Annotated in this window: 16 protein-coding genes; 11 read left to right on the plus strand and 5 right to left on the minus strand. The window is 71.0% G+C overall.

The features are described from left to right. Window positions 1-50: 50 nt before the first annotated feature. A complete protein-coding gene (locus Raf01_RS28685) occupies window positions 51-908 on the plus strand; it encodes a DUF3027 domain-containing protein (protein ID WP_203921155.1) in 858 nt (285 codons plus the stop codon). An 81-nt stretch (window positions 909-989) separates the two neighbouring features. Here Raf01_RS28685 and Raf01_RS28690 read toward each other — a convergent pair whose 3' ends face one another. Further along, on the minus strand, window positions 990-1223 hold the full coding sequence (locus tag Raf01_RS28690) for a DUF2530 domain-containing protein (protein ID WP_203921254.1): 234 nt from the start codon (window positions 1221-1223) through the stop codon (window positions 990-992). A gap of 233 nt (window positions 1224-1456) precedes the next feature. On the opposite strand from Raf01_RS28690, the gene Raf01_RS28695 reads away from it, so the two are divergent. The 5 genes from Raf01_RS28695 (at window position 1457) to Raf01_RS28715 (ending at window position 5325) form a co-directional block, all read left to right on the plus strand. After that, entirely contained in the window at window positions 1457-1915 is a 459-nt protein-coding gene (locus Raf01_RS28695; protein ID WP_203921156.1) for a MarR family winged helix-turn-helix transcriptional regulator, read from the plus strand. A gap of 106 nt (window positions 1916-2021) precedes the next feature. After that, window positions 2022-3437, plus strand: coding sequence for an MFS transporter (locus tag Raf01_RS28700; RefSeq protein WP_203921157.1), 1416 nt, complete (start codon window positions 2022-2024; stop codon window positions 3435-3437). Continuing rightward, complete coding sequence (locus tag Raf01_RS28705; protein ID WP_203921158.1) at window positions 3322-4071, plus strand: maleylpyruvate isomerase family mycothiol-dependent enzyme; 750 nt, start codon at window positions 3322-3324, stop codon at window positions 4069-4071. Before Raf01_RS28700 ends, Raf01_RS28705 begins: the two co-directional genes overlap by 116 nt. A gap of 127 nt (window positions 4072-4198) precedes the next feature. After that, complete coding sequence (locus tag Raf01_RS28710; RefSeq protein WP_239133998.1) at window positions 4199-4663, plus strand: hypothetical protein; 465 nt, start codon at window positions 4199-4201, stop codon at window positions 4661-4663. Next, window positions 4660-5325: a 2'-5' RNA ligase family protein gene (locus Raf01_RS28715; RefSeq protein WP_239133999.1), complete on the plus strand. Its 666-nt coding sequence runs from the start codon at window positions 4660-4662 to the stop codon at window positions 5323-5325. The genes Raf01_RS28710 and Raf01_RS28715 overlap by 4 nt, the downstream gene beginning before the upstream one ends. 112 nt (window positions 5326-5437) lie before the next feature. Here Raf01_RS28715 and Raf01_RS28720 read toward each other — a convergent pair whose 3' ends face one another. From Raf01_RS28720 to Raf01_RS28735, 4 genes are all read right to left on the minus strand, one after another. After that, window positions 5438-6424: an aldo/keto reductase gene (locus Raf01_RS28720; protein ID WP_203921159.1), complete on the minus strand. Its 987-nt coding sequence runs from the start codon at window positions 6422-6424 to the stop codon at window positions 5438-5440. Window positions 6425-6471: 47 nt separating this feature from the next. Further along, window positions 6472-7566, minus strand: coding sequence for a septation protein SepH (sepH, locus tag Raf01_RS28725; protein ID WP_203921160.1), 1095 nt, complete (start codon window positions 7564-7566; stop codon window positions 6472-6474). A 95-nt stretch (window positions 7567-7661) separates the two neighbouring features. Continuing rightward, window positions 7662-8771, minus strand: a complete 1110-nt coding sequence (serC, locus tag Raf01_RS28730) for a phosphoserine transaminase (protein ID WP_203921257.1) — start codon at window positions 8769-8771, stop codon at window positions 7662-7664. 78 nt (window positions 8772-8849) lie between these two features. Beyond that, complete coding sequence (locus tag Raf01_RS28735; protein ID WP_203921161.1) at window positions 8850-9956, minus strand: citrate synthase 2; 1107 nt, start codon at window positions 9954-9956, stop codon at window positions 8850-8852. Window positions 9957-10279: 323 nt separating this feature from the next. Here Raf01_RS28735 and pdxH point away from each other — a divergent pair, with 323 nt between their 5' ends. The 5 genes from pdxH (at window position 10280) to Raf01_RS28760 (ending at window position 14360) form a co-directional block, all read left to right on the plus strand. Then, on the plus strand, window positions 10280-10927 hold the full coding sequence (pdxH, locus tag Raf01_RS28740) for a pyridoxamine 5'-phosphate oxidase (protein ID WP_203921162.1): 648 nt from the start codon (window positions 10280-10282) through the stop codon (window positions 10925-10927). 121 nt (window positions 10928-11048) lie between these two features. Further along, complete coding sequence (locus Raf01_RS28745; protein ID WP_203921163.1) at window positions 11049-12389, plus strand: MFS transporter; 1341 nt, start codon at window positions 11049-11051, stop codon at window positions 12387-12389. A 15-nt stretch (window positions 12390-12404) separates the two neighbouring features. Further along, window positions 12405-13325 carry an aldose 1-epimerase family protein gene (locus Raf01_RS28750; protein WP_373319592.1) on the plus strand — a complete coding sequence of 307 codons (921 nt, stop codon included), beginning with the start codon at window positions 12405-12407 and terminating at the stop codon, window positions 13323-13325. Window positions 13326-13330: 5 nt separating this feature from the next. Further along, window positions 13331-13987: a nitroreductase family protein gene (locus Raf01_RS28755; protein ID WP_203921164.1), complete on the plus strand. Its 657-nt coding sequence runs from the start codon at window positions 13331-13333 to the stop codon at window positions 13985-13987. Between the two features lie 73 nt (window positions 13988-14060). Continuing rightward, on the plus strand, window positions 14061-14360 hold the full coding sequence (locus Raf01_RS28760) for a type II toxin-antitoxin system VapB family antitoxin (RefSeq protein ID WP_203921165.1): 300 nt from the start codon (window positions 14061-14063) through the stop codon (window positions 14358-14360). Window positions 14361-14367: the final 7 nt, after the last annotated feature.

Raw genomic sequence — 14367 nt, forward strand, 5'->3', positions numbered from 1 at the left:
GACCCATCGCCGCGACATTTGCCCCTCCCCTCGGGCATTGCCCACCGGCCATGAGCAAGAATGTTGATGTGACCTCGGGTACCAGGAGCAGAGTCGACCAGGTTCTCGCCGACGCGGTGGAGTTGGCCCGCGCGGCGGTTGTCGAGGCGGCGATCGAGGAGGGCGGCCTGCCACTCGCGGGCGCCGACACCGAGGGCGGCGCCGTGGGCGACCACCTCCAGGTGGTGTCCGAGGGTGAGAGGCTGGTCACGCACTTCTTCGCCTGCCTGCTGCCCGGATACCGGGGCTGGCGCTGGGCGGTCACCCTGACCCGGGTTCCGCGCAGCCGCCAGGTGACGGTCAACGAGATCGTGCTGCTGCCCGGTCCGGACGCGCTGGTCGCGCCGCAGTGGGTGCCCTGGGAGGAGCGGGTACGCCCCGGGGACCTCGGCGTGGGCGATCTGATGCCCACCCCGCCGGACGACGACCGGCTGATGCCCGGATACCTGATGTCGGACGACCCGGCGGTCGAGGAGGTCGCCTGGGAGCTGGGGCTGGGCCGGCCCCGGGTGATGACCCGGGAGGGCCGGTCGGACACGGCCCAGCGCTGGTATGACGGCGATCACGGGCCGGAGGCGCCCATCGCGACCGCGGCGCCGCGCACCGCGCGGTGCGTGTCCTGCGGTTTCTACCTGCCGCTGGCCGGCTCGCTGCGGCAGGCGTTCGGAGTCTGTGGCAACCTGTTCGCCCCCGATGACGGGCGCGCGGTCAGCTGGGATCACGGCTGTGGTGCGCACTCCGAGGTGCTGGCCGAACCGGCTCCCGAGGTGGAGGAGCTGCCCACCGTGTACGACGACGGTGAGCTGGATCCGGTCGCAGACGGCCCGGTGCCGACCGGCCTGGACGCCGAACGCCTCGACGTCTCCTAGCCGCTCCCGGTTCTCGATCTACCCGACCGGCGCGGGCCTTCGGCCCTCAGACGTTCGATCCGCCAGACCCTCAGGCCCGGATCACTGCTCGTCCACCCGGGTCTCGGCCTGGCGCGCCCGCAGCCGGCGCACCTGGCGGTGCCGGTCGTGACGGATCATCAGGTACAGGCCGGGCATGATGCCCAGAAGCGCGCCGGCCAGGCAGGTCCACAGCCAGTTGGTGTGCCCGTGGTCGTGCAGCCAGCCGCGGAAGGGCAGCAGCACCAGGCCGAGTACGACCCAGATCGCGGTACCGATCACCGCGAACGGGATCATCGGCGGGTCGAGCGGCTGCACCGTCGGCTTTTCCACGTCCACGCCAGCAGCGTACGTGGCCTGCCCCACTTTCCGCTGGGAGGGCTCGAAGCGTGCCGGACGAACCGGGTTGCGGCGCTGCGGTACCGATGCTGTGTCCGGGGCCACCGGCGACCGCTACCGTCGGTCGTGAATGTGTGAGTGCGCCCATAATCCCATGTCGTTAGCCATGCTTATTAGCTATGCTAAACATCGTGACGGAACGGATGGCGGTCATGTCCAAGCGGATTGCTCCGGCGGCCCTCGCGGCCATGCTGGGAGACGCCATCAGTCGCCTGGGTCGTAGGCAGCGCCAGGCAAGGCCGGTCGGGGAGCTGACGCAGAACCAGATCTCCGTGCTGACCAGCCTCGAGCTGGGCGGTGCCTTGACCCCACGGGAACTCGCCGACGCCGAGCGCGTCCAGCCGCCGACCATGACCAAGGTCCTGGCCCGGCTGGAGGAACTCGGATTGCTCCAGCGCACCCCGCACCCGACCGACCGGCGGCAGGTACTGCTGTCCGCAACGTCCGCCGGCCACGACATCGTGGTCGAGCAGCGGAGGGCGAAGGACGAATGGCTAACCCGGGTGCTGACCCGGTTGACCCCGGCGGAACGGCAGATCCTGTGCCAGGCCGCCGAGATCATGAGCCGGATCGCCCGCGAGGGCGACTGAATGACGGGTCTGGGTCGTCGCGCGGCGACAGCCGCGCCGAACCAGACCGGCCCGAATCTCGACCGTCCATACCGGACCGAACACCTTCAGGAGGCGAACGCTCAGAGTGCGAGCGCGTTTGGGCAGCACATTCCAGTCCCTGCAAGTCCGCAACTACCGACTCTTCGCGACCGGCCAGCTGATCTCACTGATCTTCGGCTGGATGCAGATCACCGCGCAGGACTGGCTCGTCCTGCAGTTGTCGCACAACTCGGCCTCCGCGCTCGGCGTGGTGACGGCCTTCCAGTTCACCCCGATCCTGCTGCTCACGCTGTACGCCGGCAAGCTCGCCGACCGGTTCGACAAGCGGGTCATGCTGTTGATCGCGAACTCCACCTGGCTGGTGCTCGCCGCGCTGATGGGCGTACTGGTCACCAGCGGCGCCGTCCAGCTGTGGTGTGTCTTCGTGTTCGCGCTGCTCTGGGGAACGGTCAGCGCCTTCGAAACCCCGACCCGGCAGTCGTTCGCGTCGGAACTCGTCGGGCGGTCGCTGCTGCCCAACGCGCTGGCGCTGTCGTCGGCGACGTTCAACTCCGCGCGGGTGATCGGCCCGGCGCTCGGTGGCGTGGCCATCGCGGTGCTGGGTACCGGCTCGGCGTTCGTGATCAACGCGCTGTCCTACCTGGGTCCGCTGCTGATGATCACCCTGATGCGGCCGAGCGAACTGCACCGTAACGGCCTGGCCAAGGGCAGAGTCTCCGCGGCCGACGCCCGGGTCATCGACGGGCTGCGGTACGTGCGGCGCAGGCCCGACCTGATCCTGCCGCTGGCGCTGATGTTGGTGATCGGCATGGCCGGGTTCAACTTCCAGCTGACTCTCGCCGTACTGGCGAAGAGCGTGTTCCACAGCGGCGCGGCCTCGTTCGGGCTGCTCACCACGGCCATCGCGGTCGGCGCGCTGATCGGTGCGCTGACCGGCTCCAGCCGGCGCGGCCGGCCGACGGTCTGGGTGGTGCTCGGCGGCGCCATCGCGTTCGGGGTGGTGGAGACGGCCGCCGGGTTGATGCCGACGTACCTCATCACGGCCGCGGTGCTGGTCCCGACCGGGTTCGCCATGATCTACCTGTCGCAGGCGGCGAACCAGCGGGTGCAGATGGGCGTGGATCCGGAGATGCGCGGCCGGGTGATGGCGTTGTACGTGCTCGTGTTCATGGGTACGAACCCGGTGGGCGCGCCGCTGGTCGGGTGGGTGACACAGACCTTCGGGGCACGGGTCAGCATCTCGGTGGGCGGAGTGGTTTCGCTGGTGGTCGGAGGCGCGGCGCTGGCGGTCCGGTTGCGGATGAGCGGTGGCCGGATCAGGATGCGGTTGGCACCAGTGCCGAGGCTCTACCTTGATGTCCCACCGACGTGGCAGGGTGAGGAGCATGGAGACCCCGCAACTGCTGGAGTGTCTGGCCGCAGATTCCACCCGGTTACGGCAGCTCGCCACCCGCGACCGGAGCGCACCGGTTCCGAGTTGTCCACAGTGGACCATCGATGACCTGGTCAGGCACGTCGGCGAGGTGTATCTACACAAGACCGAGTGCATGCGCCAGCAACGCTTCCCCCAGCCGTGGCCGCCGGACCTCTCCGGTGAGGATTCGCTCGACCTGTTCGACCGGTCCTACGCGGCGCTGACCAAGGAGTTCGCCGAGCGCCACCCGGGGGCTCTGGCGGCCACTTGGTACGAGCCGGAGCAGACTGTCGGCTTCTGGATTCGCCGCATGGCGCAGGAGACCGTGATGCACCGCGTCGACGTCGAACTGGCCGTCGACGGCTCGCCTTCGGAGATCCCGGAGGAGCTGGCCGTCGACGGGATCGACGAGGTGCTGGAGCGATTCCTGGCGTACGGGTCGCACCGCTGGACGGAGGACTTCGCGCCGAGCCTGCCCGCGCGTGACCAGCCGCCCGTACTCGTCGCGACCGACGGGTACGGCTGGCTGGTGCGGGCCACTCCGGACGGTGCCGCGATCGACATCGCCACCCCGCGCGCCGACGCCAAGGCGAGCGTGTGCGGCGATCCGGTACCGCTGCTGCTGTGGTTGTGGCGGCGCGGCGACGGCGACGTGGAGACCGACGGTGACCAGGGGTTGATCGATGGGCTCCGGGCGCTGCTGCGCGACGCGACGCAGTAGTCGCGAGCTGCCGGTCGCGAGGTGACGGAATGATGTCGTTACTTACTGCGTGGCAAGAATCGGTGGCGGTCAGTACCGAGGCGGCCTAGCCTCAGAGATTGTGGCGGTCCTACGCGACCTCATGATTGTGCTGACGCTGTTCGCGCTGGCCTGCCTGCCGTGCCTGTTGGCAATGATCGTGACCGCCGACGTCGCGGCTGAGACAGCGGCGCGGGCAATGCGTCGTCGGCTTCGCGCCCTGCGCGGACGACGGTCGGAGCGGCGATTTGCCCGCGATGTCGGCATCAAGGACCGCCCGGTCACCACCGACCCGGTCGGGCCGCCGATCGAGCAGATCGCCGCTGACCTGCGCAGGCTCGGTCAACAGCGCATCGGCGTGGCGACCCGGTCGACGGTCTGGTTCGCGGCCGTCCAGCGCGCCTACGACCAGCGGCTCGGCCTGGCCTGCCACGAGCTGGAAATCGTCGAGCACCTGGACGAGCTCACCGGCATCGACCTGGATATCGAACGGGTGCGGATCGAGGGCGAACTGCAGAACGCCGGACTGACGCTGGTGAGCGTGAACGCGCAGCGCAGCCAGGATCAGCGTTGACGTTGACCAGCACCGGGGCGGCCGGCCACCGCCTGTTCATCGCGGTCGAGCCACCGCCCGCCGCGCTCGACCATCTCGCCGAGTTCACCGCCGGGCTGGGCTTCGTCCAGGCCGGGATACGGGTGACCGCACGCCACCTGTGGCACGTCACGCTGGCGTTTATCGGCGAGGTACCCGAGGATCTGCTGCCGGCCGCCGTCACCGCGCTCGACCGGGCAGCCGCCGCGGTGCGCCCGTCGCCGGTGTCCACCCGCCGGTCCGGCATGCGTACCCGGCCGGAACCGGTAGCCGCGGAGCCCACCGCACGCCTGACCGGCGGTGGCCGGTTCGGGCGCGGCCGGTTCACCATCGTGTGGGCCGGTATCGAGGGCGAACTCGGGCCGCTGCGCCGGGCCACCACCCGGGCACTGCGGCGCGGACGGCTGCCGTACGACGACAAGCGGTACCACCCGCACCTGACCCTGGGCCGCCCTGGCGACCGGATACCCCGGGAGGTGATCGCGGCCGACCTGATCGCACTGGCCGGGTACCGGGGTCCATCGTGGACGATCGGTGGCCTGGTGCTGTACCGCAGCCACCTCGGCCCGAACCCGGTCTACGAGCCGGTACACACCGCGAGCCTGGCCGCTGATCCCGGGCCGGTCGACGCCGCGCCCGGATAGCGGCACCCGGCGCGGCACCCGGGCGGCGGCGCCCAGACAGGGGGGCCCAGACAGCAACGGGGCTGCCGGCGGGCCGACACCCACCGGCAGCCCCAGGCTGCGGAAAGCGGACCTACCAGGCCCACGCCTCCGGACCCGGACCGCCCTTGCCGATCGGCGGGAACAGCTCGTCGAGCCGGCCGAGGGCCGCGTCGTCGAGCGTGATCGACAGGGCGTCCACGGCGCCGTCGAGCTGCCCCATCGTCCGCGGGCCGATGATCGGCGCGGTCACGCCGGGCCGGGACAACAGCCAGGCCAGCGCGACGTTGGACGGATCGTGGCCGAGTTCGGCCGCCAGCTTCTCGTACGCCTCGATGGTCTCCCGGTGCTGCTCCAGCCCCTCGCTGGCGGCGCCCTCGGACGACCGGGACGCGGTGCCCTCACGCTGCTTGCGGATCGCGCCGGACAGCAGGCCGCCGTGCAGCGGCGACCACGGGATGATGCCGATGCCGTACTCGATCGCGGCCGGGATCAGCTCCAGCTCGACGTGCCGGGTGAACAGGTTGTAGATGCACTGCTCGGAGACCAGGCCGAGGAAGTGCCGGGACGCCGCGGCGGCCTGAGCCTGAGCCAGGTGCCAGCCGGCGAAGTTGGACGATCCGACGTAGCGCACCTTGCCCTGCGCGACCAGGGTCTCCATCGCCTGCCAGATCTCTTCCCACGGCGTGGACCGCTCCACGTGGTGCATCTGGTACAGGTCGATCCAGTCGGTCTGCATGCGACGCAGGGAATCGTCCGCGGCCTTGATGATGTGCCGCGCGGACAGCCCCTGGTCGCCCGGCCAGTCCGACATCTTCCCGTACACCTTGGTGGCCAGCACGACCTTGTCACGCCGGCCACCGCCCTGCGCGAACCAGCGGCCGATGATCTGCTCGGTGTATCCCTCGCCGGGCCGCCGGCCGTACACGTTCGCGGTGTCGAAGAAGTTGACCCCGTGCTCCAGCGCGCGATCCATGATCGCGAAGCTGTCCTCTTCCGACGTCTTCGGGCCGAAGTTCATGGTGCCGAGGCAGAGCCGGCTCACCTTGAGGCCGGTACGACCAAGGTTCGTGTAATCCATGGTCAGACTCTTCCACTTCGAGCATGCTCGAAGGCAAGAGCCCCGGTTCAGCTACTTTCCCGGGCCGGCGCGGAACCAAACAGTACGTCGTCCCAACTGGGCAGGCGCTTGCGCGGCTGTTCGCCGGTGCCGGACCCGCCCTGGTCGCCGGAGTTGGACGCGGCGCTGCGCCGGGGCCTCAGTACCGCCAGGGACGGCACCGCCGGCACCTCCTTGGCCTGGTCCGGGTCCTCGTCGAAGGCGCTGCCCGAACCGCCGCCGAGCAGGGCCGCGGCGCCACCGGCGACCGACCGCTGCCGAGGTGCGTCCGGCGACAGGCCGCCCGGCTCACCGGGCGCCAGCGGCCGATCGAGCGAGGCGAGCAGCGCGTCCCGGCCGGCCCGGATCGGGTCGGCGGGCCGGGCCGGCTCACCCAGGCCGCGACCCGGACGCGACTCGCGCCGCGCAGTGTCGGCGGACGGCCGCATCGGCTCGTGGCCACCCCGGCCGGTCTCTCCACGCATCGGCGGGGCCAGGCCCCGTCCGGCGCGCTCGACCTGGGGGTCCTGCCCGAGGATCGGCATCGGCCGGTCTGCGCACAGGTATTGCGCCATGTCGTCGTGAGGGGCGACGTGCGTGCGGGTCTTGTCCAGCTCCCAGACCGCCTGCGCGGTCGCCTTGCCGCTGGGCCAGGTCGCCACGATCCGCCAGGTGCCGTCGTCGCGGCGGTATGCGTCCCAGGCGATCTTCTCGGCGTCGACACCGTGCTGAGCGAGCCGGCCGTCGACCACCTCGGCCAGCGAGGCACCCTTGTCTGACGTCTTCAGCCGGGCCCGACGGGCGTGCTGAGCGAGCATGGCCCGCTCCTGGAGCACCGGCCCGGCGTAGCGCAGCACGCGGTCCACCGGCACGCCGGCGATCCGCGCCACGTCGTCGGCGGACTCGCCGGCCCGGATGCGGGCCTGGATGTCACGCGGCGACAGCGAGATCTCCGGGTGACCGACCGCGACGGCGGGCGCCGCGGCCGACGACGAGTGGGCAGGCGGCCGCATGGCGGCGTGCATCCGATCGTCGTTCGGTAGAGCGAGGAGTCGGCCCACCTCGTCGGCGAGCACGAAGGCACGGCCGTCCTCGGAGAGGGCGACGAAGCGTACCGGCCGCATCGCTTTCCTCCGTCCGTACTCGCGAGGCGTCGACTTATCACGCCACCGTACGCGCCTCGCGCCCGGGATGCGCGCAAGCCACGCCGACGGAGAGGTTAAAGTCGCGCGACCACGTAGTCGATGCTCGCGGTCAGCCGTTCGACGTCGCTCGGCTCGATCGACGGGAACAGCGCCACCCGCAGCTGGTTGCGGCCCAGCTTGCGGTACGGCTCGGTGTCCACGACGCGGTTGGCGCGGAGCACCTTCGCGATGGCCGACGCGTCCACACCGTCGGCGAAGTCGATCGTCGCGATCACGTTGGACCGCAGTGTCGGGTCGGTCACGAACGGGCTGGCCACCGGCGAACGCTCGGCCCAGCCGTAGAGGATCGAGGCGCTCTCCGCCGTGCGCTTCGCGGCCCAGGCCAGGCCACCCTGCTCCAGCATCCAGTCGACCTGCTCGGCGGCCAGGAAGATGGTGGCCAGCGCGGGAGTGTTGTAGGTCTGCTCCAGCCGGGAGTTTTCCACGGCGGTGACCAGGTCGAGGAACGCCGGAATGTACCGTCCCGACGCTTTGATCTCGGCAGCCCTGGCCAGCGCCGCCGGGGACATCAGGGCGAGCCAGATCCCGCCGTCCGACCCGAAGCACTTTTGCGGGGCGAAATAGTACACATCAGTCTCGGTCAGGTCGACGTCCAGCCCGCCCGCGCCCGACGTGCCGTCGGTCAGCATCAGCGCGCCCTCGTCCGCGCCGGCGACCCGGCGGACCGGTACGGCGACGCCGGTCGACGTCTCGTTGTGCGGCGAGCAGTATGCGTCCACCCCGGGCTCGGCGACGAGGGACGGGGCGCTGCCCGGCTCGGCCTTGCGCACGGTCGGCTCGCCCAGGAACGGGGCCGCCTCGGCGGCGGCGGCGAACTTCGCGCCGAACTCCCCGAAGCTCGCGAACTGCGCCCGGTCCCGGATCAGGCCGAACGCCGCTACCTCCCAGAACGCCGTCGAACCGCCGTTGCCGAGGACGACCTCATAGCCGGCGGGGAGCCCGAAGAACTCGCCGATGCCGCGGCGCAGCCGGGCCACCTGATCACGGACCGTCTTCTGCCGGTGCGAGGTGCCCAGGTAGCTGGTCGCGACGCCGGCGAGTGCGGAGACCGCGGCCGGGCGCACCTTGCTCGGGCCGGCGCCGAATCGGCCGTCGGCGGGCAGCAGCTCGTCGGGGATCTGGATGTCCACCCCGCCATCCTTCCGCAGAAACAAACGGTGCGGCACCGGCCGCAGCCGGTACCGCACCGATTATCGGGCCTTTCAGACGCCGTGCGGCGTCTTGTCCCACCCTTCGACATCCTCTGGCTTGCGCGGGCCCGGGCCGACGTAGCGCGCCGACGGCCGGACCAGGCGGTTCAGCTGCTTCTGCTCCAGGACGTGGGCACTCCAGCCGGCCACCCGGGCGCAGGTGAACATCGAGGTGAACATGTGCGCGGGTACCTCGGCGAAGTCCAGGACCACGGCGGACCAGAACTCGACGTTGGTCGCCAGGACCCGGTCGGGCCGGCGGGCGTGCAGCTCCTCCAGCGCGGCCTTCTCCAGCGCCTCGGCGATCTCGAACCGCGGGGCACCCAGTTCACGGGCGGTGCGCCGCAGCGCGCGGGCACGCGGGTCCTCGGCCCGGTACACCCGGTGGCCGAAGCCCATCAGCCGCTCGCCCCGGTCGAGTACGCCCTTGACGTACCCCTCGGCGTCGCCGCTCTTCTCCACGGCCTCGATCATGTGCAGCACCCGGGACGGCGCCCCACCGTGCAGCGGCCCGGACAGCGCGCCGATGCCGGACGAGATGCAGGCGGCCACGTCGGCACCGGTCGAGGCGACCACCCGGGTGGTGAAGGTGGACGCGTTCATGCCGTGCTCGGCGGCCGAGATGAAGTAGGCGTCGACGGCCTTGACGTGCCGCGGGTCCGGCTCGCCCCGCCAGCGCTTCATGAACCGCTCGACGATGGTGGACGCCTTGTCGATCTCCTTCTGCGGGACCGCCGGCAGGCCCAGCCCGCGGGCGGACTGCGCCACGAACGACAGCGCGGTCACCGACACCCGGGCCAGGTCCTCGCGGGCCTGCGGGCCGGAGATGTCCAGCAGCTGCCCGAGGCCCCAGTACGGGGCGAGCATGGCGACCGCGGACTGGACGTCGACCCGGATGTCACCGGAATGCACCGGCACCGGGAACGGCTCGGCCGGCGGAAGGCCCGGGCCGAACTTGCCGTCGACCAGCAGCGCCCAGACATTACCGAAGGACACTTTTCCGATCAGATCCTCGATGTCGACGCCGCGATATCGCAGCGCCCCACCTTCCTTGTCAGGCTCGGCGATCTCAGTCTCAAAAGCGATCACGCCTTCGAGACCCGGCTTGAAATCGGACATCTCGTTCTCCTGGATCTTGTGTCCTCGCTGACGGCGCCTCCACCGATCGGTTGACCGGTCAAGACACTCGGGCGATCCCGGTATGACTGTCTGTTGCGCTCACGTTTCATCTTGCCTGCCGGACAACCCGGTGGGCGAGACAGTCCTGGTGTGCTACGGGCGACATCTTTCCCGCAGTGTGGATGCCGGCGGTAGGCAATCCTGCGCGATGTGTTCCGGACGACAGTTGTTCGCGCAGGTGAGCGTGCCGAGGGCAGGATGATCTAATAGTGGGCGCGGCGCCAGGCTCAGGGGGCGCGCGCAGGCAGTCCTGGGGAGAGGCGATGTCGTCCGGAACGTTCGACGAACTACGCCGGGAGTACTCCGGCGGAACGCTCGATGAACCGGACCTCGCTGCCGACTGGCCGACCCAGTTCGGCCGCTGGCTGGCCGATACGGTCGCCGCGGGGCTGCCCGAGCCCAACGCCATGGTGCTGGCCACCGCCGACGCGGCCGGCCGGCCCAGTTGCCGCACCGTGCTGCTCAAGGGGTACGACGAGCACGGCTTCGTGTTCTTCACCAACTACGAGTCCCGCAAGGGCACCGAGCTGTCCGCCAACCCGCACGCCAGCCTGGTCTTCCCCTGGTTCGCGATCTTCCGGCAGGTGATCGTCACCGGTCCGGTCGAGCGCACCAGCCGCGAGGAGACCGAGAGCTACTTCGCCACCCGGCCGCGCGGCGCCCAGCTCGGCGCCTGGGCCAGCCCGCAGTCCCGCCCACTGCCCGGCCGCGCCGCCCTGGAGACCGCCTGGCGGGCGGTGGAGGACCGGTTCGGCGCCGACGACGTGCCGCCCCCGCCGCACTGGGGCGGATTCCGGATCAGCCCGGTCACGGTCGAGTTCTGGCAGGGCCGGGTGAGCCGCCTGCACGACCGGCTGCGGTATCGGCGGGACGACGACGGTCAATGGTTGACGGAAAGGCTGGCGCCGTGACGGGACCCTTTCGACCAGTCTGGCTCGGCGCGTCTGGCGCCGCGCGACGACCCAGACCAGTCGACCGACCCGTCTGGCTCGGCGCGTCTGGCGCCGCGCGACGACCCAGACCAGTCGACCGATGACCGAAACCGACGCTCGACATCAGCTCACCGGGCCGGACGACGAGGCCGGCGCCGAAAGAACAGCACCAGACAGCACGGAACGGATCAACGTCCGGCCACAACCGGACGCCGGCTGGCGCAGGTTCGCGATCGACGTCCGGCCGCTGCGTCACCCCGCGTACCGCCGGGTCTTCATCGGCAACGCGACCTCATTCTTCGGTACCCAGTTCACCGCCGTCGCGGTGCCGGTGCAGATGTACGCGCTGACCAAGTCCACGCTGTGGGTCGGGTACCTCGGGCTGGCCGGGCTCATCCCACTGTTGATCTTCGCTCTGTGGGGCGGCGCGCTGGCCGACGCGGTGGACCGGCGGCGGTTGCTGTTCGTCAGCTCGGTGCTGATGTGGGTGTGCACGCTCGGGTTGCTGGCCCAGGCCGTACTGCGCGTGGACAGCGGAAGCCTGCTGCTGGTACTGGTCGCGGCCCAGTCGGCGGCGGTCGCGGTGAGTTCGCCGACCCGTTCGGCGATCATCCCCCGGATCGTCGACCTCGACGAGGTGCCGCAGGCCAACACGCTCAACTACACGGCCAGTACCGCGGCGTCGGTCGCCGGGCCACTGGTCGCCGCGGTTCTGATTCAGTACAACGTGGCCTGGGCGTACGGCGTGGACGCGGTGACCTTCACCGTCGCGTTGTGGGCGGCGTTCCGGTTGCCGGCCATCGCGCCCGAGGAGGGCGAGGGCGGCGGGTCCCGGGGACGGCTGGCCGACGTGATGTTCGGGCTGCGGTACCTGGCCACCACGCCGGTACTGCTGCTGTCGTTCGCGGTGGACATCGTCGCCATGGTGCTGGCGCAGCCCCGGGCGCTGTTCCCGGCGATCTCCGCGCAGCGGTTCCACGGAGGCGGGATCGGCTGGCTGTACGCCTCGATCGCGCTCGGCTCGGTCGTCGCCGGGCTCACCTCCGGCTGGGTCGCCCGGGTGCGCCGGCAGGGCACGGCGCTGATCGGGGCGGTCGTGGTCTGGGGCCTGGCGGTGGCGGCCGCCGGCCTGGCCCACTCGCTGTGGCTGTGCGTCCTGCTGCTCGCGGTGGGCGGCGCGGCCGACCTGGTCAGCGCGATCTACCGGCAGACCATTCTGCAGACCTATGCCCCGGACCATCTGCGCGGCCGGATGCAGGGCGTGTTCACGGCCGTGGTGGTGGGCGGGCCGCGCCTGGGCGACCTGCGAGCGGGCGCGACCGCGGTACCGCTCGGACTGGGCGCCGCCTGGGTCGGTGGCGGTATCGCCGCGAGCGTGGTGGCCGTCATTCTCGCCGTGGTTTTTCCGTCTTTGCTGCGCTATGCCGCAAGCCGCCCCTGAGTTAAGGTCGCCGTCATGCAGATGGACGCGTTCTCGCCATCGGGTACGCAGTGGGTGATCAAGTCCGGGGATCACGAGGCCACGGTCGTCGAGGTGGGCGGCGGAGTGCGAGCCTACCGGTCGTCGGGCCGTGAGGTGATCGACGGGTACCAGGAGTCCGAGCTGTGCCCGAGCGGCGCCGGACAGGTGCTGGCGCCGTGGCCGAACCGGATCCGTGACGGGCGCTACACGTTCGGCGGCCAGACCCACCAGCTGTCCCTGTCCGAGCCCACCCAGCACAACGCGATCCACGGGCTGACCCGCTGGGCGCCCTGGCGGCCGACCGAGGTGTCCGACTCGTCGGTGACGGTGGAACACCAGCTCCCGGCGCAGCCCGGGTACCCGTGGACGCTGCGGTTGACGACCACCTGGACGGTGGACGACGCCGGGCTGACCGCGAGCCACACCGCGACCAACCTGGCCGACCGCCCGGCCCCGTTCGGGCTGGGTGCGCACCCGTACCTGGCCGTCCCGGGCTCGGTGGACGACGTCGCGCTGACCGTGCCGGCCCGCAGCCGGCTGCTGCTCGATGGTCGCGACCTGCCGATCGGGGCGGCCCGGGTGGCCGGCGGAGACTACGACTTCACCAGCCCGCGCGCGATCGGCGGCGCGCGGCTCAACACGGCGTTCGGCGAGGTGCCGGACGGCGGGTCGAGCGTCGTCCTGTCCACTGTGGATGGCGATCCGATCGTGACCGTGTGGGCCGACGGCGCGTTCGGGTGGTGGCAGCTGTTCACCGGCGACACCGTGCCCACCCCGCGGACCCGCCGCTCGGTGGCGGTCGAGCCGATGACCTGCCCGCCGGACGCGTTCCACTCCGGCCGGGACGTGGTGACGCTGGAGCCGGGACAGACCTGGCAGGGCTCCTGGGGGATCACGCCGGCGCCCGGGCGATGACCGGGATGGACTTCGACACGGTCGTACGGCGCCGCCGGATGGTCCGCAACTACGACCCGGACCGGCCGGTGCCGGCCGAAACCGTCGAGCGGCTGCTCGACTACGCGATCCGGGCACCCTCGGCCGGCTTCTCCCAGGGCTGGGGGTTCCTGGTGCTGTCCGCGCCGGAGGACCGGGAGCGGTTCTGGGCCGCGACCACTCCCGCGCCGGAGGCGAGCGCCCCGGACGCGGCTCAGCCGACTCAGCCCGTCCGGCCGGCCAACGCCTGGCTGGACGGCATGCGCCGGGCGCCACTGATCATCGTGCCGCACTCGAACCGGGACATCTACCTGGACCGGTACGCGGCGCCGGACAAGGGCTGGACCGACCGCGACGAGGCGCGCTGGCCGGTGCCGTACTGGCACATCGACGCCGGGATGGCCAGCCTGCTGATGCTGCTCGGCGCGGTGGACGCCGGGCTCGGCGCGTGCTTTTTCGGTATCCCTCCCGAGTCGATGGCAACCTTCCGGGCGGCCTTCGGCGTCCCAGAGGAGTACACCCCGATCGGTGCCGTAACTGTGGGCTATCCTGCCCCGGACCGTCGGTCACCGTCGCTGCGCCGTGGCCGGCGGGAGGTCGACGAAGTCGTGCATCGGGGCCGTTGGCGGGCAGCGGCGTCGTGACACTCGCCGGTGGTCGCTAGGCTGGCTGGCAGCGGCCACGGAACGGGCGTACTGGAAGGGGGAGGCGACCGGCGTGATCTTCAAGGCGGTCCGGGACGGTCGTCCGTATCCGGAGCACGAACTGACGATGAAGGAGTGGGCCGAGATCCCACCCCGGCCGGTGCGCCTCGACCAGCTAGTCACCACCAAGCGCGAGCTTGCTCTCGACCGCCTGCTGGCCGAGGACTCGACGTTCTATGGCGACCTGTTCCCGCACGTGGTGCAGTGGGAGGGCGGCCTGTATCTGGAGGACGGCCTGCACCGCGCGCTGCGTGCCGCGCTGCAGCAGCGGACCACGATCCACGCCCGAGTGCTGACCCTGCCTCGGGGATGACCCCTGG

It is taken from the genome of Rugosimonospora africana (assembly GCF_016862975.1).
In the GTDB taxonomy this organism is placed as follows: domain Bacteria; phylum Actinomycetota; class Actinomycetes; order Mycobacteriales; family Micromonosporaceae; genus Rugosimonospora; species Rugosimonospora africana.

Bases quoted from the DNA above. Each gene is read 5' to 3' on its own strand.
- Raf01_RS28685 (WP_203921155.1), top strand. From the start codon at position 51: ATGAGCAAGAATGTTGATGTGACCTCGGGTACCAGGAGCAGAGTCGAC.
- Raf01_RS28690 (WP_203921254.1), bottom strand. From the start codon at position 1,223: ATGATCCCGTTCGCGGTGATCGGTACCGCGATCTGGGTCGTACTCGGC.
- Raf01_RS28705 (WP_203921158.1), top strand. From the start codon at position 3,322: ATGGAGACCCCGCAACTGCTGGAGTGTCTGGCCGCAGATTCCACCCGG.
- Raf01_RS28720 (WP_203921159.1), bottom strand. From the start codon at position 6,424: ATGGATTACACGAACCTTGGTCGTACCGGCCTCAAGGTGAGCCGGCTC.
- sepH (WP_203921160.1), bottom strand. From the start codon at position 7,566: ATGCGGCCGGTACGCTTCGTCGCCCTCTCCGAGGACGGCCGTGCCTTC.
- Raf01_RS28735 (WP_203921161.1), bottom strand. From the start codon at position 9,956: ATGTCCGATTTCAAGCCGGGTCTCGAAGGCGTGATCGCTTTTGAGACT.
- pdxH (WP_203921162.1), top strand. From the start codon at position 10,280: ATGTCGTCCGGAACGTTCGACGAACTACGCCGGGAGTACTCCGGCGGA.
- Raf01_RS28745 (WP_203921163.1), top strand. From the start codon at position 11,049: ATGACCGAAACCGACGCTCGACATCAGCTCACCGGGCCGGACGACGAG.
- Raf01_RS28750 (WP_373319592.1), top strand. From the start codon at position 12,405: ATGCAGATGGACGCGTTCTCGCCATCGGGTACGCAGTGGGTGATCAAG.
- Raf01_RS28755 (WP_203921164.1), top strand. From the start codon at position 13,331: ATGGACTTCGACACGGTCGTACGGCGCCGCCGGATGGTCCGCAACTAC.